This is a genomic window from Dietzia sp. JS16-p6b, from assembly GCF_003052165.1.
GTDB lineage: Bacteria > Actinomycetota > Actinomycetes > Mycobacteriales > Mycobacteriaceae > Dietzia.
Genome location: NZ_CP024869.1, coordinates 2,059,710 through 2,079,651, shown reverse-complemented (window position 1 = coordinate 2,079,651; position 19,942 = coordinate 2,059,710). Strand labels below are relative to the sequence as shown.

16 protein-coding genes are annotated in these 19,942 nt (G+C 69.8%); 12 read left to right on the top strand and 4 right to left on the bottom strand.

The annotated features are described in order from the left end of the window. The first annotated feature begins 2 nt into the window (after window positions 1-2). Complete coding sequence (ligA, locus tag CT688_RS09485; protein WP_107758118.1) at window positions 3-2,162, top strand: NAD-dependent DNA ligase LigA; 2,160 nt, start codon at window positions 3-5, stop codon at window positions 2,160-2,162. A gap of 119 nt (window positions 2,163-2,281) precedes the next feature. Here ligA and CT688_RS09480 read toward each other — a convergent pair whose 3' ends face one another. Beyond that, window positions 2,282-2,926, bottom strand: a complete 645-nt coding sequence (locus CT688_RS09480; RefSeq protein WP_107758117.1) for an amino acid-binding protein — start codon at window positions 2,924-2,926, stop codon at window positions 2,282-2,284. 78 nt (window positions 2,927-3,004) lie between these two features. Between CT688_RS09480 and gatC the strand changes: the two genes are divergently transcribed. The 5 genes from gatC to gatB are packed head-to-tail and all read left to right on the top strand — an operon-like array spanning window position 3,005 to window position 8,710. After that, the gene (gene gatC, locus CT688_RS09475) at window positions 3,005-3,304 is read left to right on the top strand and encodes an Asp-tRNA(Asn)/Glu-tRNA(Gln) amidotransferase subunit GatC (RefSeq protein ID WP_107756700.1); all 300 of its coding nucleotides are present in this window, start codon (window positions 3,005-3,007) and stop codon (window positions 3,302-3,304) included. Beyond that, window positions 3,301-4,755: an Asp-tRNA(Asn)/Glu-tRNA(Gln) amidotransferase subunit GatA gene (gatA, locus tag CT688_RS09470; protein WP_107756699.1), complete on the top strand. Its 1,455-nt coding sequence runs from the start codon at window positions 3,301-3,303 to the stop codon at window positions 4,753-4,755. The genes gatC and gatA overlap by 4 nt, the downstream gene beginning before the upstream one ends. Continuing rightward, window positions 4,752-6,155, top strand: coding sequence for a DHA2 family efflux MFS transporter permease subunit (locus CT688_RS09465; RefSeq protein ID WP_107756698.1), 1,404 nt, complete (start codon window positions 4,752-4,754; stop codon window positions 6,153-6,155). Before gatA ends, CT688_RS09465 begins: the two co-directional genes overlap by 4 nt. 28 nt (window positions 6,156-6,183) lie before the next feature. Continuing rightward, window positions 6,184-7,218 carry an ATP-dependent 6-phosphofructokinase gene (locus CT688_RS09460; protein ID WP_107756697.1) on the top strand — a complete coding sequence of 345 codons (1,035 nt, stop codon included), beginning with the start codon at window positions 6,184-6,186 and terminating at the stop codon, window positions 7,216-7,218. A gap of 10 nt (window positions 7,219-7,228) precedes the next feature. Continuing rightward, a complete protein-coding gene (gatB, locus tag CT688_RS09455; RefSeq protein WP_107758116.1) occupies window positions 7,229-8,710 on the top strand; it encodes an Asp-tRNA(Asn)/Glu-tRNA(Gln) amidotransferase subunit GatB in 1,482 nt (493 codons plus the stop codon). Window positions 8,711-8,731: 21 nt separating this feature from the next. Here the strand turns inward: gatB and CT688_RS09450 are convergent, their stop codons facing one another. Continuing rightward, window positions 8,732-9,760 (bottom strand): oxidoreductase, encoded by a 1,029-nt coding sequence (locus CT688_RS09450; RefSeq protein WP_107756696.1) that lies wholly within the window; start codon window positions 9,758-9,760, stop codon window positions 8,732-8,734. A 66-nt stretch (window positions 9,761-9,826) separates the two neighbouring features. On the opposite strand from CT688_RS09450, the gene CT688_RS09445 reads away from it, so the two are divergent. After that, window positions 9,827-10,636 (top strand): DoxX family protein, encoded by an 810-nt coding sequence (locus CT688_RS09445; RefSeq protein WP_231750271.1) that lies wholly within the window; start codon window positions 9,827-9,829, stop codon window positions 10,634-10,636. 30 nt (window positions 10,637-10,666) lie between these two features. Here the strand turns inward: CT688_RS09445 and ilvD are convergent, their stop codons facing one another. Then, complete coding sequence (ilvD, locus tag CT688_RS09440; RefSeq protein ID WP_107756694.1) at window positions 10,667-12,505, bottom strand: dihydroxy-acid dehydratase; 1,839 nt, start codon at window positions 12,503-12,505, stop codon at window positions 10,667-10,669. A gap of 218 nt (window positions 12,506-12,723) precedes the next feature. Here ilvD and CT688_RS09435 point away from each other — a divergent pair, with 218 nt between their 5' ends. Next, entirely contained in the window at window positions 12,724-14,181 is a 1,458-nt protein-coding gene (locus tag CT688_RS09435; protein ID WP_228549287.1) for a DUF3533 domain-containing protein, read from the top strand. Here the strand turns inward: CT688_RS09435 and CT688_RS09430 are convergent. After that, complete coding sequence (locus CT688_RS09430; RefSeq protein WP_156607188.1) at window positions 14,071-14,508, bottom strand: PH domain-containing protein; 438 nt, start codon at window positions 14,506-14,508, stop codon at window positions 14,071-14,073. The genes CT688_RS09435 and CT688_RS09430 overlap by 111 nt on opposite strands. A gap of 279 nt (window positions 14,509-14,787) precedes the next feature. Between CT688_RS09430 and CT688_RS09425 the strand changes: the two genes are divergently transcribed. The 4 genes from CT688_RS09425 to CT688_RS09410 are packed head-to-tail and all read left to right on the top strand — an operon-like array spanning window position 14,788 to window position 19,922. After that, window positions 14,788-16,683: an acetolactate synthase large subunit gene (locus tag CT688_RS09425; protein ID WP_107756691.1), complete on the top strand. Its 1,896-nt coding sequence runs from the start codon at window positions 14,788-14,790 to the stop codon at window positions 16,681-16,683. Then, window positions 16,680-17,186: an acetolactate synthase small subunit gene (gene ilvN / locus CT688_RS09420; RefSeq protein ID WP_017837033.1), complete on the top strand. Its 507-nt coding sequence runs from the start codon at window positions 16,680-16,682 to the stop codon at window positions 17,184-17,186. The genes CT688_RS09425 and ilvN overlap by 4 nt, the downstream gene beginning before the upstream one ends. Window positions 17,187-17,240: 54 nt before the next feature. Then, window positions 17,241-18,254 (top strand): ketol-acid reductoisomerase, encoded by a 1,014-nt coding sequence (gene ilvC / locus CT688_RS09415; protein ID WP_107756690.1) that lies wholly within the window; start codon window positions 17,241-17,243, stop codon window positions 18,252-18,254. A 51-nt stretch (window positions 18,255-18,305) separates the two neighbouring features. After that, window positions 18,306-19,922: a hypothetical protein gene (locus tag CT688_RS09410; RefSeq protein WP_107756689.1), complete on the top strand. Its 1,617-nt coding sequence runs from the start codon at window positions 18,306-18,308 to the stop codon at window positions 19,920-19,922. Window positions 19,923-19,942 lie beyond the last annotated feature (20 nt).

Genomic DNA, 19,942 nt, shown 5'->3' with positions numbered 1-19,942 from the left:
TGGTGAGCCACGCCAGTCGAAGCACCGCGCCCCTCGGCACCGGGGACATCCCTCCTGAGGTTCGTCAGCAGTGGACCGAGCTCGCGGAGACGGTGAGGGACCACCAGTTCCGCTACTACGTCAGGGATGCCCCCATCGTCTCCGACGCCGAGTTTGACGCTCTGTTCCGCGAGTTGGAGGCGCTCGAGGAGCGTCACCCCGCCCTGCGGACCGCGGACTCGCCGACACAGCTCGTGGGCGGCGGGTTCTCCACCGACTTCGCGCCGGTGGAGCACCTGCAGCGGATGACGAGCCTGGACAACGTGTTCTCCGAAGAGGAGTTGCGCGCGTGGGTGGCGTCAGCCGTCGAACAGTCGCACCTCGCGGCGGACGACCTGCGTTTCCTGTGCGAGGTCAAGATCGACGGGGTGGCGCTCGACCTGGTCTACCGCGACGGCAGGCTGGTCAGTGCGGCCACCCGGGGCGACGGCCGGACCGGAGAGGACGTGACCCTCAACGCCCGGACGATCGACGACATCCCGGTCACGCTCACCCCGACTCAGGACCGCCCCGTCCCCGCCGTGCTCGAGGTGAGGGGCGAGGTGTTCTTCCGGCTCGAGGACTTCGCCGAACTCAACGCGCGGCTCGTTGCCGAGGGAAAGCCGCCGTTCGCCAATCCGCGCAACAGCGCCGCCGGGTCACTGCGCCAGAAGAACCCGGCGATCACCGCCCAGCGACGGCTCGGCATGTACTGCCACGGTCTCGGGGTGGTCGAGGGCGCGACCTTCGACAGCCTCCACGACGTCTATCTCGCGCTCGCGGACTGGGGCCTGCCCGTCTCGCCCTACACCGCCCCGGCGACCGGGATCGACGAGGTCCTCGAGCGGATGCGGTACTGGGGAGAGCACCGCGGCGACCCGGAGCACGAGATCGACGGCCTCGTCGTCAAGATCGACGACCGGGCGGTCCAGCGACGACTCGGTCAGACGTCACGGGCCCCGCGGTGGGCGATCGCCTACAAGTACCCACCAGAGGAGGTGATGACCGACCTGCTCGACATCCGCGTCTCCGTGGGCAGGACAGGGCGGGTCACCCCGTTCGCCCACATGAAGCCTGTGCTGGTCGCCGGCTCCACGGTGTCACTCGCGACCCTGCACAACCAGACCGAGGTCAGGCGGAAAGGTGTGCTGATCGGCGACACCGTCGTGATCCGCAAGGCCGGCGACGTCATCCCCGAGGTGCTCGGACCGGTGGTGGAGCGCCGGGACGGCACCGAGCGGGAGTTCGTCTTCCCCGAGCGCTGCCCGGAGTGCGACACCGTCCTGGCACCGGCGAAGGAAGGCGACGCCGACTGGCGCTGCCCGAACCAGCGTTCCTGTCCGGCACAACTCCGTGAGCGACTGTTCTACCTGTCCTCGCGCAACGCCCTGGACATCGAGGCGCTCGGCTACGAGGGGGCCTCCGATCTGCTCACGAGCGGGGTGTTGGTCAACGAGGCGGGTCTGTTCGACCTCACCGAGGCCGACCTCCTCCGCACCTCCCTCTACACCCGCGTGGAGAAGGCGACCCGCAAGCAGGTCGAGGACGGCGTCGACCCCGAGCGCACCGTGCTCAACGAGAACGGCCGCAAATTGCTGGCCAATCTGGAGACGGCGAGGGACAGACCCCTGTGGCGGGTGCTGGTGGCACTGTCCATCCGCCATGTCGGGCCCACGGCCGCACGGGCGTTGGCCACACGGTTCGGTTCGATGGAGGCACTACGCGCCGCCACCGAGGAGGAGTTGGCGGAGACGGACGGCGTCGGGTCGACGATCGCTGCGTCGGTGGTCGAATGGTTCGACGTGGACTGGCACCGCGAGATCGTCGACCGGTGGGCTGCCTCCGGTGTGTCGATGGCCGATGAGCGGGACGAGTCGATCCCGCGCACCCTCGAGGGTCTGACCATCGTGGCCACGGGGTCCCTCGAGGGGTTCACCCGTGACGGGATCAAGGAGGCGATCATCGCCAGGGGCGGTAAGGCGTCCGGATCTGTGTCGAAGAAGACGGACTACGTCGTGGTGGGGGACAACCCGGGGTCCAAGGCGACCAAGGCCGAGGAGCTGGGGCTGACCATCCTCGACGAGGCCGGATTCGTGGAGCTGTTGGAGAACGGCCCGGCGCCGGCGGGCGACGGTGCGGGGTGACCATTCGGGTGCGCTGCGTGTCGGGACCTGACCGGCCGCGCAACCCTCGGGGCGTGGGCGAAGTGGCCGCGCAACCCTCGGGGACGCGGCGGGTGAACGAGGGCGGATGACGCCGGGGGTCACCCCGCGTTGAGAGACCGCAGGATCCCCGTGAGGTACCCGAGCCGGGCGATCTCGGACGGCCGGAACGACGGCCCGCCCGGTCGTCCGACGACGAGGACGTGACCGGAGGCCAGCGGCGCCGCGGCGACAGCGGTGTCCATCGCCGTCCACTCCTCCGGCAGGTCGTCCTCCAGTGCGGTCGCCCTCTCGAGGTGGCACACCGCCCCGACCCGGCCACCGTCCCACAACGGCGCGGCGGGGCCCCGCGCGATCAGTCGGCACCCGTCGGCCGTCTCCTCCACCACGAGCGCCCACCCGAGGCGCAGCGCGGCAGGCAACTCGTCCGCGAGCATCTGGTCCGCACCGGCACCCGCGCCCGCCACCGCGTCGATGAGCTCGAGCTCGCGGTGCGCGTCGAGGATCCCGCCGAACGGCCGCAGCGAGTCCACCATGACGCCGTCGAGCTGCTCGGCGGCGGTGATCAGGGTGTCGGGGAAGGTGCCGTTGGGGACGTTCACCACGATGTCGTCCACGGCCACACCGTCGAACCTGTCCACCACGTCGAGGCTGATGATGTCCGCGCCGGCGGTTCCCAGTGCGACCGCGAGGGAGCCGAGGCTCCCCGGACGATCGGGTAGCAGGACGCGGAGCAGATAAGACATGGCGCCCATTGTGCCGCACTCCGAGGGCCTGACTAGGCTGGGCCGGTACCGACACGCCACGCCGAAGGGACTACACACGTGACCTCGATCTCACGCGGGGACGTCGCGCATCTGGCCAGGCTCTCCCGCCTGGAACTGAGCGACGCCGAGCTGGAGTCGTTCGCGCGACAGCTCACCGACATCCTCGACCACGTGCAGGCGGTCTCCGAGGTTGCGGCGGACGACGTCCCGGCGATGAGCCACCCCACCGCGATCTCCAACGTGTACCGCGCCGACGTGGTCACGCCGGGGCTGACCCCGGACCAGGCGCTCGACCAGGCGCCGGCCGCGGACCAGCAGCGCTTCGAGGTCCCGCAGATCCTGGGGGAGGAGGCATGACGTCGCTCACCACCGCCACCGCCGCGGAACTGGCCCGCCGGATCGCGGCGGGGGAGATCTCCTCCGAGGAGGTCACCCGGGCACACCTCGAGCGGATCTCGGAGGTCGACGGGGAGATCAACGCCTTCCTCCACGTCGGAGCAGACGAGGCCCTCGACGCCGCGCGCGCCGTGGACGCCCGACGCGCGGCGGGCGAGGAACTCGGACCGCTGGCCGGGGTCCCGGTGGCCCTCAAAGACGTGTTCACCACCACCGACGCGCCCACCACGTGTGGCTCACGGATGCTCGAGGGATACCGCTCGCCGTACGACGCCACGGTCACCACCAGGCTGCGGAGCGCGGGGCTCCCGATCCTCGGCAAGACCAACATGGACGAGTTCGCCATGGGGTCCTCGACCGAGAACTCGGCATACGGCCCGACGCGCAACCCGTGGGACACCAGCCGGACCCCTGGTGGCTCCGGTGGTGGCTCCGCCGCGGCCCTGGCGTCACACCAGGCACCGATCGCCATCGGTACCGACACCGGGGGCTCCATCCGTCAGCCCGCCGCGCTCACCGCCACGGTGGGGGTCAAGCCCACGTACGGCACCGTGTCCAGGTACGGCCTCGTGGCCTGCGCGTCGTCGCTCGACCAGGGCGGGCCATGCGGCCGCACCGTCGAGGACACGGCGCTTCTGCACCAGGTCATCGCCGGTCACGACCCGCGAGATTCGACCAGCGTCGACGTGGCGATCCCCGACATGGTCCGCGCGGCGCGAGAGGGTGCGCGGGGAGACCTGTCGGGTGTGCGCGTGGGCGTCGTCTCCGAATTCGCCGGGGAGGGGTACCAGCCGGGGATCGAGGCGTCGTTCCGCGACTCGGTCGACACCCTGCGGGGCCTGGGTGCCGAGGTGGTCGAGGTCTCGTGCCCGAACTTCCGGTACGCGCTCCCGGCCTACTACCTGATCCTGCCCTCCGAGGTGTCGAGCAACCTCGCCCGGTTCGACGCCATGCGGTACGGCCTGCGGGTCGGCGAGGGATCGGCGGACCAGGTCATGGCGGCGAGCCGGGAAGCCGGGTTCGGCCCGGAGGTCAAACGCCGCATCATGCTCGGCACCTACGCCCTCTCCGCCGGGTACTACGACGCCTTCTACGGCCAGGCGCAGAAGGTCCGCACGCTCATCGCCCGGGATTTCGACGCCGCCTACGAGAAGGTGGACGTCCTGATCTCGCCCACCACGCCCACCACCGCGTTCCCGCTGGGGGCCAAGGTCGAGGACCCGGTGGCCATGTACCAGTTCGACCTCTGCACCCTTCCGCTCAACCTCGCCGGGCACTGCGGGATGTCCGTCCCGTCCGGGCTCGTCGACGGGCTCCCGGCGGGTCTCCAGATCATGGCCCCCGCACTGGCCGACGACCGGTTGTACCGGGTGGGCGCCGCCTTCGAGGCGGCGAGAGGTCCGATCGCGTGACCACAGTCCCCGAGAGGGACGCATGGAAGGCTCTGACGGCGCTCGTCATCGGGTTCTTCATGATCCTGGTGGACCAGACGATCGTCGCGGTCGCCACCGATGCCTTCGTCTCGCAGCTCGGCGCGTCGACCAACCAGGTCATCTGGGTGACGAGCGCCTACCTGCTGGCCTACGTCGTGCCACTGTTGTTCACGGGACGACTGGGCGACCAGATCGGCCCGCGCACGGTGTCGATCGCGGGACTCGTGCTGTTCACGAGTGCCTCCCTGTGGTGTGGACTGGCGGGCAGCATCGAGACACTCATCGTGGCGAGGGTCTTCCAGGGCCTCGGCGCCGCGCTACTCACCCCCCAATCGCTCAGCGTGATCACCAGGATCTTCGCCCCGGCGCGCCGCGGGGCGGCGATGGGCGCCTGGGGGGCGGTCGCGGGTATCGCCTCGGTCGTCGGTCCCGTGTTGGGTGGGGTCCTCATCGACGCGTTCGACTGGCGGGCCATCTTCTTCATCAACATCCCCTTCGGGGTCCTCGCGGTGATCCTGGTGTGGCGGTGGGTCCCGAGGCTCGAGACCCGCTCGCACTCCTACGACGTCCCGGGTATCGCCCTGTCAGCCGTGGGGATGTTCCTGCTGGTCTTCGGGATCCAGCAGGGCGAGTCCCACGGATGGGCGGGGACCACCCTCGTGTTGATCCTGGCCGGCGCGGCGGGCCTGGCGGCGTTCCTCTGGTGGCAGTCACGGGTGCGTACCGAGCCGCTGGTCCCTCTACGTCTGTTCCGGGACCGGAACTTCTCGATCGGGACCTTCGGGGTCTCCACGATCGGCTTCGTCACCGCGGGGACCATGGTCCCCCTGATGTTCTACCTCCAGGGGGTCAAAGACCTCAGTGCCACGCGCGCGGGCCTGATGCTGTTACCCATGGCACTGATCGCCGGCGTCCTCGCACCGGTCGTCGGACGCTGGGCGGACAGGATCGACGCGCGGCTGTTCACGGGGATCGGGTACTTCTCCTACGCGATCTCCTTGTTCTGGTTGGCGCTGGTCATGGACTCGCAGAGCTCCATCCCAGTGTTGCTCGGACCCATCGCGTTGATGGGGGTGGCCAACGGGTGTGTCTGGGCGCCCACGTCATCGACCGCGATGCGGCGACTCGAGCTCGCCTCCGCGGGGGCGGGCTCGGGGGTGTACAACACCACCCGCCAGGTGGGCGCCGTCCTGGGTTCCGCGGCGATCGGTGCGTTGATGCAAGCACGGCTGGTCGTCCACGGCGACGTGGGGCAGGCGGTCGCGGACGCCATGTTCCTCCCCGCCGTGGTGGTCCTGCTCGGTGGCCTCGCCACGATGGCGTTTCGTACCGGTGAACAGTCACCGGGCGCTCGCGCGGTGAGCAGGCCCCGGCCCTAGACTGCTGGAGAACCGAGAGGAGTCCGTCGTGCGTATAGGCGTGCTGACCGCAGGTGGGGACTGTCCCGGGCTCAACGCGGTCATCCGGGCGTTGGTGCGGACCGCCAACTCCGAGTACGACTCGCCGGTCCTGGGGTTCCAGGACGGGTGGGCGGGGTTGGTCCACGACCGCGCGGTGCCACTGTTCGACGACGAGGGGATCGACCGCATCCTGCTCCGCGGGGGCACCATCCTCGGAACGGGACGGCTCAACCCGGACATCCTCACCGCGAGCCTGCCGCAGATCCGCCGGACCCTCGCGCGTCATTCCCTCGACGCACTGGTGGCGATCGGTGGCGACGGCACGCTGAGGGCCGCCAGATGGCTCACGGAGAACGGCATCCCGGTCGTCGGGGTGCCGAAGACCATCGACAACGATGTCGCCGGGACCGACTACACGTTCGGCTTCGACACCGCGGTGTCGATCGCGTCCGACGCGATCGACCGGCTGCACACCACGGCGGAGTCCCACGAGCGGGTGATGCTGGTGGAGGTGATGGGGCGGCATGCCGGGTGGATCGCCCTGCACTCCGGGCTCGCGTCCGGGGCGCACATGATCGTCATCCCGGAGGTGCCGTTCGACATCGACTACGTGTGCAAGGTGATGAAGCGTCGGTTCCAGATGGGGGAGGCGTACGGGATCTGCGTGGTCGCGGAGGGAGCCACTCCCGCCGAGGGCTCGGGGATGACCTTGCGGAGTGGCGGCACCGACCAGTTCGGGCACCGGGTGTTCACCGGTGTCGCCGACCAGATGGCGTCGGCGATCGCCGAGCGGATGAACCGCGACGTCCGCACCACCGTCCTGGGGCACATCCAGCGCGGGGGGACCCCGACCGCGTACGACCGCGTCCTGGCGACCCGATATGGCGTCCACGCGGCACACGCCGCCCACCGTGGGGACTTCGGCCAGGTGGTGGCGCTGCGAGGGGAGTCCATCGAGATGGTGCCGGTCGCCGAGGCCGTCGCCGTGCTCAAGACCGTGCCCGAGGACCGCTACCGCGAGGCCGCCTGCCTCTTCGGCTAGATTGTTCCGCATGGAGTTCACCGAGGTCGTGTCACGTTTCGATCCCGTCATGGGTATGGAGGTGCACGTCGAGTTGCACACCGCCACCAAGATGTTCTGCGGGTGCCCGACGGCGTTCGGAGCGGACCCCAACACGCAGGTGTGCCCGGTGTGCATCGGATTGCCGGGGGCGCTGCCGGTGGTCAACGGCCAGGCCGTGGAATGGGCCATCAAGATCGGCTTGGCCCTGGGGTGTTCGATCGCGCCGTACAGCCGGTTCGCACGCAAGAACTACTTCTACCCGGACCAGCCGAAGAACTACCAGATCTCGCAGTACGACGAACCGATCGCCCACGACGGGTTCCTCGACGTCCAGCTCGACGACGGCACCACCTGGCGCGTCGAGATAGAGCGGGCGCACATGGAGGAGGACACCGGCAAGTCCACCCATGTCGGCTCGGCCACCGGCCGGATCCACGGCGCCACCCATTCGCTGCTCGACTTCAACCGCGCCGGCGTTCCGCTGATCGAGATCGTCTCCAAACCGATCGTCGGGGCGGGGGAGCGTGCACCGGAGATCGCCCGCGCCTACGTCTCCGCGTTGCGTGACCTGCTCCGCAGTCTCGACGTCTCCGATGTCCGCATGGACCAGGGATCGATGCGGTGTGACGCCAACGTCTCGCTGATGCCCAAGGGGGCCACCGAGTTCGGGACCCGCACGGAGACGAAGAACGTCAATTCCCTGCGGAGCGTCGAGATCGCCGTCCGGCACGAGATGTGCCGACAGGCGGACGTCCTGACCTCCGGCGGTCAGGTGGTGCTGGAGACGCGGCACTTCCACGAATCCGATGGCACCACCACGGCGGGCAGGCCCAAAGAGTCCGCCGAGGACTACCGGTACTTCCCCGAGCCCGACCTCGCGCCTGTCGAACCGCTCGACGAGCTCGTCGAGAAGATCCGAGCCGGGTTGCCCGAGCTGCCGTGGCTGCGCCGCGCGCGGGTGCAGGCGGAGTGGGGCGTCTCGGATGAGGAGATGCGCGACCTGGTCAACGCCGGGGCCCTGGACCTGATCCTCGCCACCGTCGACGCCGGCGCGGCGCCCACAGAGGCCCGCTCGTGGTGGGTGTCCTACCTGTCCCAGCAGGCCAACAAGCGTGGCGTGGGCCTGCAGGGGTTGGAGATCACCCCGGCCCAGGTCGCACGCGTAATCGAGCTGGTGGCGGAGGGCAGGCTCACCAACAAGCTCGCCCGTCAGGTCGTGGACGCGGTCCTGGACGGCGAGGGCGAGCCCGACCGCGTCGTGGCGGACAGGGGCCTCGAGGTGGTCCGTGACGACTCCGCCCTGCAGAAGGCCGTCGACGACGCCCTCGCCGCGCAGCCGGATATCGCGGACAAGATCCGCTCCGGGAAGGTCCAGGCGGCCGGGGCGATCGTGGGTGCGGTCATGAAGGCCACCCGTGGTCAGGCGGATCCGGCGAGGGTCAAGGAACTGGTCATCGCCGCCTGCGGCTAGGTGGGCCGCCAGGCCCCGGTTTCAGGTCCGGGCGTCGCCGCCGCCGCCAGCGGCCTGAGGCAGGATGACGGCGCGGTCATCGGTGGGGACCGGCGAGCCACCGCTCTTGTTGGTGGTCCCGCCCAGCAGCACCCCGTCACCGACCGCCGCCAGCCCGGTGATACGGCCGTAGCGGCCCTCGGCCAGCGGCTCGGGTTGGCCGCGCGCCGCCCCACCGGTCAGGGCGAGGGTGTCGGCGCGTTCGCCGTCCGGCAACGCCAGGGCGAGTGAGTCCTGAGCCGCGGCGCACCCTCCGGCCGAACGCTGGTCGGGCCAGGTCCAGATGACGCGATCGGCGCTCCGTATCACCGCACCGCGGTCGGTGACGGCGGCGAGGTAGAGCTCGGACCCATGGGTGCACAGTCCGGTGATCCGACCCACGTCACGGGCGACGACCTCAGGGTTCTGCGCGGTACCGATGCCCCTGAACCCGGGGAATCTCACGACGTCGGAGCCCACGCCCACCGTCAGGACCGCGTCGACGAACGCGAGGCCCCCGGTCTCGGCGGGGGCGAGTTCGGCGACCGTCCTGGGCGCATCCCCGCGCGCGAGTCGTTCGACCCTGGAGGGGCCGTCGCCGACGACGAGGAGATACAGCAGCCTGTCCTGGGCGAAGTCCGGGGAGGGCGCCACGGCCGCCACGCGACCGCCACGCGGGTCGACCCGGCCGAAGTCCTCGGGAGGACCGTCCACCGAGACGATCTTGACGGCCCCCGTCGACTCCGCCACCAGCGCCCGCTCTCCGAGGCCGGCGACCGCGACGGCCGGGTCGAGGCATGTCGCGATGACGGCCGGATCCGGGTCCACACACGGACCGGTCGCCGGCGGTGTGTCCTGCTCGTCCGGGCGCGGAGACGAGGTCGGCGGGGGGATCCCCGGCGGGGTGGACGGTGGGCCCGCATCCATCCCCGGGCCCGGTGCGGGGGTGAAGGGGGCCTCGAGACGATCGTCGAACCTCGCGCACCCGGCCGTCACCATGACCAGGACCACCAGCAGCGAGAGCGATCTCATGACGACAAGACTACGGTGCGCCGTGTCCTGGGTGCGGGTGCCCGGGAAGCGGCCTATGGTCGCAGGGTGACTTCCTCAACGCCCGGAGACGACGCCCGAACCGAGATGATCCACGACGTCGACTACCCGCTCGACGTCCCCGAGGCCACGAGGACCGGTCCCAGCCCGGGATCCGCGGACTCGGCGACCACGGCATTCCCGGCGGCGACCCGGACGGATTACTCCCACTACCCGGACTCCGGTGCCTACGACACGTCGACGCCGCTGCCGTTCGGTGACCAGCCCACCACCATCGCCCCCGAGACCCGGGACGAGATCCCGCGGCGCGGCACGGCGGACTTCGGGTTGTTCCTCCTGCGTCTCGCGGTGGGCGTCCTGCTGGCGATGCGGGGTCTGCAGAAGCTCTTCGGTCTGTTCGGGGGCCCGGGTCTCGACGGGTTCACGCAGACCCTCACCGAGTCGGGCTTCGAACAGGCCCGGCTCCTCGCGATCACCGGCGGCGTCGTCGAGCTGGTCGCGGGGACTCTGCTCGTCGTGGGCCTGGCCACTCCGGTCGCGGCGGCGGGGTTGCTCGGCATCGTCGGTCTGGGCCTCGCCGTCCGGCTCACCGGCGGCGACCCCATTCCTCTACTCGGTGAGACGACCCGTGGGCTGGAGACGTCGGTGCTGTACATCGCGGCGCTGCTCGCCCTGCTGTTCGCGGGTCCCGGACGGTGGTCTGTCGACCGTAAGTGGCGATGGTCGCACCGCCCCCGGTTCAGCGGCGCGATCTGGCTGCTGCTGGCCGCCATCGCGGCGGGAGTGATCTGGTACCTGCTCAACGGCACCAATCCGCTGACGTCCACCACCGACAGCCCCGCGGTCACCGCCGGCTGAGGGCCGGGACCGCGGGGGCCCGAACGAGGATCAGTCGGGCAGGATCCGGACCGCACCCTTGTCCGCGGACGACGCCATGGAGGCGTAGGCCCGCAGCGCGGAGGAGACCTTACGGTCGCGGGAGTCCGGGCGCCAGGGGGTGGGCCCCTTGGCCGCCCGGCGGCGGTTCAACTCGTCGTCGTCGACGTCCACCGAGATGGATCGGGTGGCCACGTCGATCGTCACCACGTCCCCGTCCCGGATCAACCCGATCGGGCCACCGGCCGCGGCCTCGGGCGCGATGTGCCCGATGGACAGGCCCGACGAGCCCCCGGAGAACCGTCCGTCGGTGATGAGTGCGCATTTGGTCCCCAGGCCGGCGCCCTTGATGAACGCGGTGGGGTGGAGCATCTCCTGCATCCCCGGCCCGCCGGCGGGACCCTCGTACAGCACCACCAGCACCTCACCGGGCCGCAGGGTCTTGTTCAGGATCACCGAGACCGCCTGCTCCTGGGACTCCACGACCCGGGCGGGGCCGCTGAAGTGGAAGTTCTCCTCGGAGACGCCGGCCGTCTTGAAGACCGATCCGTCCGGGGCGATGTTCCCGCGCAGCACGGCCAGCCCGCCCTCGGCGGTGGCCGGGTGCTCGACGGAATGGATGCACCCGCGCACGGCGTCCGTGTCGAGTGACTCCCAGCGGTTGTCCGTGGAGAACGGTTCGATCGTCCGGACCCCGCCCGGGGCGGCGTGGAACAACTCGACGGCCTTCTCGGTGGCCGAGCCACCACGGATGTCCCAGTCCGCGATGTACTGCTCGAGCGAGGGGGAGTGGACGGAATGGACGTCGGTCTCCAGCAGCCCACCGCGGAACAACTCGCCGAGGATCGCCGGGATGCCGCCGGCCCGGTGGACGTGTTCCATGTAGTAGTCGGAGTTGGGTGCGACCTTGGCCAGGCAGGGGATCCGGCGGGAGATCCGCTCGATGTCGGACAGGTCGAAGTCCACCTCGCCCTCCTGCGCGGCGGCCAGGATGTGCAGCACGGTGTTGGTGGAGCCGCCCATCGCGACGTCCAGCGCCATGGCGTTGGTGAAGGCCTCCCTGGTGGCCACCGCGCGGGGGAGGACGGACTCGTCGTCGTCGCGGTAGTACCGCGTGCACAGCTCCACGATGAGCCGGCCCGCCTCGGCGAAGAGCTCCCGCCGTGCGCTGTGGGTGGCGAGGGTCGAGCCGTTGCCCGGGAGGGACAGCCCCAGGGCTTCGGTGAGGCAGTTCATCGAATTGGCGGTGAACATGCCCGAGCAGGACCCGCACGTGGGGCACGCCGAGCGTTCGATCGTGTCGAGGTCCTCCTGCCCGACCGCCGTGTTGGCCGAGGCGGAGATCGCGGTGATGAGGTCGGAGCCGGCCTTGACCACGCCGTCGACGACCACCGAGAACCCGGACTCCATGGGTCCACCGGAGACGAACACCGTGGGGATGTTCAGTCGCATCGCCGCGTTGAGCATGCCCGGGGTGATCTTGTCGCAGTTGGAGATACACACCAGTGCATCGGCCGTGTGGGCGTTCACCATGTACTCGACGGAGTCGGCGATGATCTCGCGGCTCGGCAGCGAGTACAACATGCCCGCGTGGCCCATGGCGATGCCGTCGTCCACGGCGATGGTGTGGAACTCCCGCGCGACGCCGCCCGCCGCGGTGATCTGCTCGGCGACGATCTCGCCTACGTTCTTCAGGTGCACATGCCCCGGGACGAACTGGGTGTACGAGTTGGCCACCGCGATGATCGGCTTGCCGAAGTCGGCGTCGGTCATGCCGGTGGCGCGCCACAGGGCGCGCGCCCCCGCCGCGTTGCGTCCGGCTGTGCTGGTACGTGACCTCAGGGCGGGCATGGGACCTCGATCGGTTCTCAGGACTACGGGACGTGCGCCCCGTCTGAGCAGCACCGCGACAGGACCGGGGAACCGCCAGGGGGTCGGTCCTGCGACCGGGCCCGTGACGTGCGGCGGAGCGCTCGAGGGGACGGGTACACAGTACCCCCGGAGGCAGGAGTAGCTTCGTTCCGGTCGGGCGAGAGACCGACCGGCGTTCCACACGAATGAGGTTCACCATGACCGACTCGACCGACGTGACCGACTCGGGCCACACCGGAGGCGTCCGCGAGTTCGTCTCGCACTCCGCGGGCGCCGTCGTCCTGGTCTGCGGATTGTTCTTCCTCCTGTCGTTCATGTACCTCGGAGGCACCGCGGACCCCCAGGCCCATGCCCGCCACATCCCCGTGGCGGTGGTGGACTCCGACGCCGGCGCGTCGTTGGACACCCCGGTCGGGGTGCGGGAGCTCGACGTGGGATCACAGATCACCGCCGGCCTGCTGCAGAACAACGACTGGGAGAGGATCCGGCTGCACGTCGTGGATCCCGATACGGCGGAGGAAGGTCTGCGCAACGGGACGTACTTCGGCGCCGTGACGATCCCCGCGGATCTGAGTGAGCGGGTGGTCGGCCTGGTCGAGGCGGCCGCCACCGAGGCGGGGGACGCCGCCGAGCCCCCCGCGCCCGCGCACATCACCCTCGAGTACTCCCCCCGGGTCTCGATCGTGTCGAGTCAGGTCATGAACACCATGGCGGACGCGATGCAGGAGTCGTTGCGCGATCGGATGGGATCCAGGATCCTCCAGGACTCGCAGCTGCTCGCCGAGGCGGAGGGCAGGACGATCGGGGCCGCGGCGACTCTCGCGCTCCAGGATCCGGTGGGGATCGACGTGGTGGCGTGGAACCCGCTGCCGGAGGGGGTGTCGAACGCCTCGCTGCCGATGTTCTACGCGCTGATCGTCGTGCTCGCGGGGTTCACCGGGGCGATGATCATCTCCGCCGTGCTCGACGCCCGTCTGGGGTTCATCCCGCTGGAGATCGGACCGCTGGCGCTGCACGTCCACGTGGCCCCGTTCGGTCGGCTCCAGACCCTCGCCCGCAAATGGGTGGTGACGCTGGTGACGGCCCCGCTCGTGTCCGGACTGACCCTTCTCGTCGCACACATCATCGGGGTCACGGGGTACGACCCGTGGCACCTGTTCTGGTTCTCGAACCTGGTCATCGTCGCGGTCGGGATCTGTGCCCACACCATCATCGCGGCGATCGGCAACGCCGGCCTGCTGGTCAACCTCGTGGTCTTCGTGGTGCTGGGCATCCCCACGTCGGGAGGCGCCACCCCGACCCAGATGCTTCCGCAGGTGTTCGTGGCGATCGGGAACCTCCAACCGATGCACCAGGCCTACCTGGGGATCCGCTCCGTCATGTTCTTCGACTCGAGCTGGGACGCGGGTCTGGGACACGCGGTCTGGGTGCTCGGTGGCTGGGCCGTGGCGGGACTACTCGCAGGGGTGGTGATCACCCTGCTGTACGAACGGATGGGGATGCGGCGTCAGGCCGTGGCGGAGCGGGTGCCGGCGGGCCGTCGCTCAGCCGACGTCGTCGGTCCGCGAGGCGGAGTAGGGGTCGCGGATGCGCCCCCGACTGGCGACCGAGAGCCGGGGGAGATCGTGGAACGAGACCCCGCCCATCGGGAATGAGTGGTCGGTGGTGGTGACCAGGCGGGCGAAGCCGTTCTTGGGGAACAGCACCCCCTTGACCTCGTCCCACGGCACGAACCTGCGCGCCCGCCAGGACGACAGGTGGACACCGTCCTCGTCGAGTCTGGTGTTGGTCCGCGCGATCCACCACCCGAACGCGATCGGGAGCAGCACGAGCCATCCGAGAGCGACGGGGTAGGTGCTGACGGGCCAGAGGATCGCCAGGACGACGACGGCGATGACGGCGTAGGACATGGGGTTGACCCGGAACAGTGCGCGGTCGCTCGGCGTGGATTCCGGGTGGGGTGCTCTGAATGGGGCGCTCATGATGCCCTCCACTGTCTCACGGTCCACGATGTGGGATCGGGTATCCACGAGTTGACGACCGTGACGGCCGGGGCCTAACCTGAGCGCGTGAACACCTGGAACGGTCTAGTACTCGGCCGGCGCGTCGGCGCCTGAGCCGCTACCTGGCTTTCCGTCGACGCGCACCCTCGCCGGCCCCCGTGGCCGTCGGGGGTTTTTTGTTGCCGGGTTCCCCTGGTCCCACCGGACCGGGTGCGGCGACGAACGTCAGCTCCACGACCACCATGAAGGACAGTTGAAGTGAGCGCACCAACGGCACAGCCCGGACCCCGTCCGGGTGCAGAGCACAGGGCCCGGTCCGCGGCCCCCGAGCGGATGACGGGCGCCCAGGCGGTGGTCCGGTCCCTCGAGGAGATCGGCACCGAGGTCGTCTTCGGGATCCCCGGCGGCGCGATCCTGCCCGTCTACGATCCCCTCTACGACTCGGTCAAGGTCCGACACGTGCTGGTCCGGCACGAGCAGGGCGCAGGTCATGCGGCCACCGGGTACGCGCAGGCCACCGGCCGGGTCGGCGTCTGCATGGCCACCTCGGGCCCGGGGGCCACCAACCTCGTCACGCCGCTCGCGGACGCGCAGATGGACTCGGTTCCGATCGTCGCCATCACCGGGCAGGTGGGCACCGCGCTCATCGGCACGGACGGCTTCCAGGAGGCCGACATCTCCGGCATCACCATGCCGATCACGAAGCACAACTTCCTCGTCTCGCACGGCGAGGACATCCCGCGGATGATCGCGGAGGCCTTCCACATCGCGCAGACCGGCCGACCGGGCGCGGTGTTGGTGGACATCCCCAAGGACGTCCTGCAGGCCGAGATGACCTTCTCCTGGCCCCCGGAGATGAAGCTGCCCGGGTACCGGCCGGTGACCAAGCCCCACGGCAAACAGATCCGGGAGGCGGCACGGCTCATCGCCAAGGCCGAGCGACCGGTCCTCTACGTCGGCGGGGGCGTGATCAAGGCGGACGCCTCGGCGGAGCTGTTGGCCCTGGCGGAGCTCACGGGGATCCCTCTGGTCACGACGCTGATGGCGAGGGGCGCGTTTCCCGATTCACACCGGCTCCACTACGGCATGCCCGGCATGCACGGCACCGTGGCCGCGGTCGCCGCGCTCCAGAAGTCGGATCTACTCGTCACGCTGGGCGCCCGTTTCGACGACCGGGTGACCGGCCAGCTCGACACCTTCGCGCCCGGGGCGAAGGTCATCCACGCCGATATCGATCCGGCGGAGATCGGCAAGAACCGCGCCGTCGACGTCCCGATCGTCGGCGACATCAAGGAGGTGCTGGTCGAGCTCGTCCAGACGCTGCGCGGAGAACGCGATGCCGGCGCGCTGCACGAGCCCACCGGGTGGGTGGGCGAGTTGGACGAGATCCGGTCCGAGTACCCGCTGGGTTACGGGCCGCAGTCCGACGGTTCGCTCTCCCCGGAGTTCGTGATCGAGCGGCTCAGCGCGGCCGCCGGGCCGGACGCGATCTACTGCGCGGGGGTCGGCCAGCATCAGATGTGGGCCGCGCAGTTCGTGCAGTACGAGAAGCCGCGCACGTGGCTCAACTCGGGCGGCCTCGGGACCATGGGGTACTCGGTGCCCGCCGCGATGGGCGCCAAGTTCGGTCGGCCGGAGGCCGAGGTGTGGGCGATCGACGGTGACGGCTGCTTCCAGATGACCAACCAGGAACTCGCCACCTGTGCGATCGAGGGCGCGCCCATCAAGGTGGCCCTGATCAACAACGGCAACCTCGGCATGGTCCGTCAGTGGCAGACGCTGTTCTACGACCAGCGCTACTCGCAGACGGACCTGTCGACCCAGTCCATGCTCATCCCCGATTTCGTGAAGCTCGGCGAGGCCCTGGGGTGCGTCGCGCTCCGATGTGACCGCGCGGAGGACGTCGATGAGGTGATCTCCCGGGCCCGGGAGATCAACGACCGACCGGTGCTCATCGACTTCATCGTGGGCAAGGACGCCCAGGTGTGGCCGATGGTCGCCGCGGGCACGTCCAATGACGAGATCATGGCGGCGCGGGACATCCGGCCGCTGTTCGACGACACCGATTCCGTGGCCGACGACGCCGCGGATGTCCACGATGTGACCGAGCGGATCGACGCCGCCGTGCTCGCCGCCCAGGAGGAGGACCAGTGACCGCCCGCTCCCACACCCTGAGCGTGCTGGTGGAGGACAAGCCCGGCGTGCTCGCGCGCGTGGCGTCGCTGTTCTCCCGGCGCGGGTTCAACATCGAGTCCCTCGCGGTGGGTCCCACGGAGACCGACGGTCTCTCGCGGATGACGATCGTCGTGGCCGTCGAGGACTTCCCCCTCGAACAGGTGACCAAGCAGCTCAACAAGCTGGTCAACGTGATCAAGATCGTGGAGCAGGACCCGGCCGGTTCGGTCGCCCGGGAACTCACACTGGTCAAGGTCCGCGCCGACACCACCAATCGTGGCCAGATCGTCGAGATCGCCAGTCTCTTCCGCGCCCACGTCGTGGACGTCTCCCCGGAATCGCTCACGCTCGAGGCCACCGGTACCCCCGACAAGCTCGACGCGCTGCTGCGCATGCTCGACGGCTACGGGATCCGCGAGATCGTGCAATCCGGCATGGTCGCGCTGGGACGCGGCCCCAAGTCCATCACCACCACTCGATAGTCTCGACTCCTACACAAGTCTCGGCTTCACGAACCAACACGAAGGGAATCCACCATGGCAGTGGAGATGTTCTACGACGACTCGGCGGATCTGTCGCTGATCCAGGGCCGCAAGGTCGCCGTCATCGGTTACGGCTCACAGGGCCACGCGCACTCGCTGAGCCTGCGCGACTCCGGTGTCGAGGTCGCGATCGGTCTGCGTGAGGGGTCCAAGTCCCGCGCGAAGGCCGAGGAGGCCGGCCTCACGGTGATGACCGCCGCCGAGGCCAGCAAGTGGGCCGACGTCATCATGCTGCTCGCCCCCGACACCTCGCAGGCCCAGATCTTCACCGAGGACATCGAGCCCAACCTCAGCGACGGCGACGCGCTGTTCTTCGGCCACGGCCTCAACATCCACTTCGGCCTGATCACGCCCGCCGAGGGCGTCACCGTCGCGATGGTCGCCCCGAAGGGTCCCGGCCACCTGGTGCGCCGTCAGTTCGTCGACGGCAAGGGCGTCCCGGCGCTCATCGCCGTGGAGCAGGACCCGAAGGGCGAGGGCGAGGCGCTCGCGCTGTCCTACGCCAAGGCGATCGGCGGCACCCGCGCGGGCGTCATCAAGACCACCTTCAAGGACGAGACCGAGACCGATCTGTTCGGTGAGCAGGCCGTGCTCTGCGGCGGTACAGAGGAGCTCGTCAAGACGGGTTTCGAGGTCATGGTCGAGGCGGGGTACGCCCCCGAGCTCGCCTACTTCGAGGTGCTGCACGAGCTCAAGCTCATCGTCGACCTCATGTACGAGGGAGGCATCGCGCGCATGAACTACTCGGTGTCCGACACCGCTGAGTTCGGTGGCTACCTCTCGGGCCCGCGCGTCATCGACGCCGGTACCAAGGAGCGCATGAAGGAGATCCTGGCCGACATCCAGAACGGCACCTTCACCAAGCGTCTCGTGGCCAACGTCGAGGGTGGCAACAAGGAGCTCGAGCAGCTCCGCAAGGAGAACGCGGAGCATCCGATCGAGGTCACCGGCCAGAAGCTGCGTGATCTGATGAGCTGGGTCGACCGGCCGATCACCGAGACCGCCTGAGGCCCATGTAGGGTCCAGCGGGATCGATTCCCGACTGTCAGGAGGACCGCCGTGCGCCACTTCAACCGAGGAGTGGGGGCGGCGGTTCTCTCGTTCTGTCTGGTCGCGGCCACTGCCGCGTGCACCTCCGGGCCCGCCGACGCGTCGCCGGGTATCACCGCCGCGCAGGTCGAGGGTGCGAGGGTCGCCGTGGACGCCGACGAGTCCGGTGTCGAGGCGACCCGCCTGCTGGTGGAGGCCGCCCCGGTGGTCGTGGTGGCGGCGCCGGACGAGGCCGCCCAGGCCCGCGCCGCGTCGGTGGCCGTGGGGCTGCGCGCGCCGATGCTCACCGCGGTGGCCGGGGGCGATGACGCACTCGCGGGCGAGCTCGATCGGATGGGCACGGAGCGGGTGCTGCGGGTCGGCGAGGTGACGTTCACCCCCGACGACGGCGAGGTCGTCGACTCCCCTGGAGACCGCGCCGATCTGGAGGAACTGACCGGGATCACGTTCCACTCGGAGCAGGAGATCCCGGGCGACCGCGTGGACGACGTCACCGTCCACCAGTCACCGGGTTCACCGTCCCTGATGGTGGTCGGGCGGTTCACCGCCGGCGGTGAGACCGCGTCGGATGCCGAGCAGTTCGCCGTCGGCGAGCCGGCCTGGTCCGCAGACGACGCCCCCCGCGTCCTCGTCCATGACGCGACCCCGGTGGCCGCGGTCGCGACCGCCGTCGCGGGCGGGGCGGCGGTCTCCCACCTCCGGGCACCGGACCCGCGCGTCGACGGGGGTTCGGTCGAGGCGGTGACCGACGCCGACACCGTGATCGCCCTCGGGCCCGGGTGGGGCACCGAGGAGGAGTTGGCTCAGCGGATCGAGGAGGCCCGGACCGTTCCCGAGCTCCCCGGCGGGGGGCAACTGCTCTTCCCCGGCCGACGGTTCGTGGCGGCGTACGGCTCGCCCATCACCCCGGCCCTGGGCGTTCTCGGCGAGCAGGGACCCGAGGAGAGCGCGGAACGGGTGCGCCGCTTGGTCGAGGAGTACCAGCCGTACTCACCCGAGCCGGTCGTCCCCGCGTTCGAGATCATCGCCACGGTCGCGGCGACCGAGCCCGGGCCCGACGGCAACTACACCAACGAGTGGCCTCCGGAGGAGTTCGAGCCGCTCGTCGACGCGATCACCGAGGCCGGTGGCTACGCCGTGATCGACCTGCAACCCGGGATGGCGGACCTGCTCGACCAGGCCCGATTGTTCGAGGATCTGCTCCGGCGGCCCAACGTGGGACTGGCCCTGGACCCCGAGTGGAAGCTCGAGCCCGGACAGCGCCCGGGGGCACAGATCGGCAGCGCGAGCGCCGAGGAGATCAACCGGGTCACCCACTGGCTCGCCGATCTCACCCGCGACTCCGGCGGGCCACAGAAGCTGCTCATCCTGCACCAGTTCAGCCTGGCGATGATCACCGACCGCGAGGACATCGACACCTCGCGGCCCGAGGTGGCGATCTCCCTCCACGCCGACGGACACGGCACGCCGGAGATGAAATTCGAGACGTGGGAGGTGCTGCAACAGGGGCTGTCCCCCGACATCTGGATGGCGTGGAAGAACTTCTACGACGAGGACACGCCGACCTTCACACCGGAGCAGACGATGGCGGTCGAGCCCCGGCCGTGGTTCGTGTCCTACCAGTAGGCGGCCCGACCGCCCGGTAG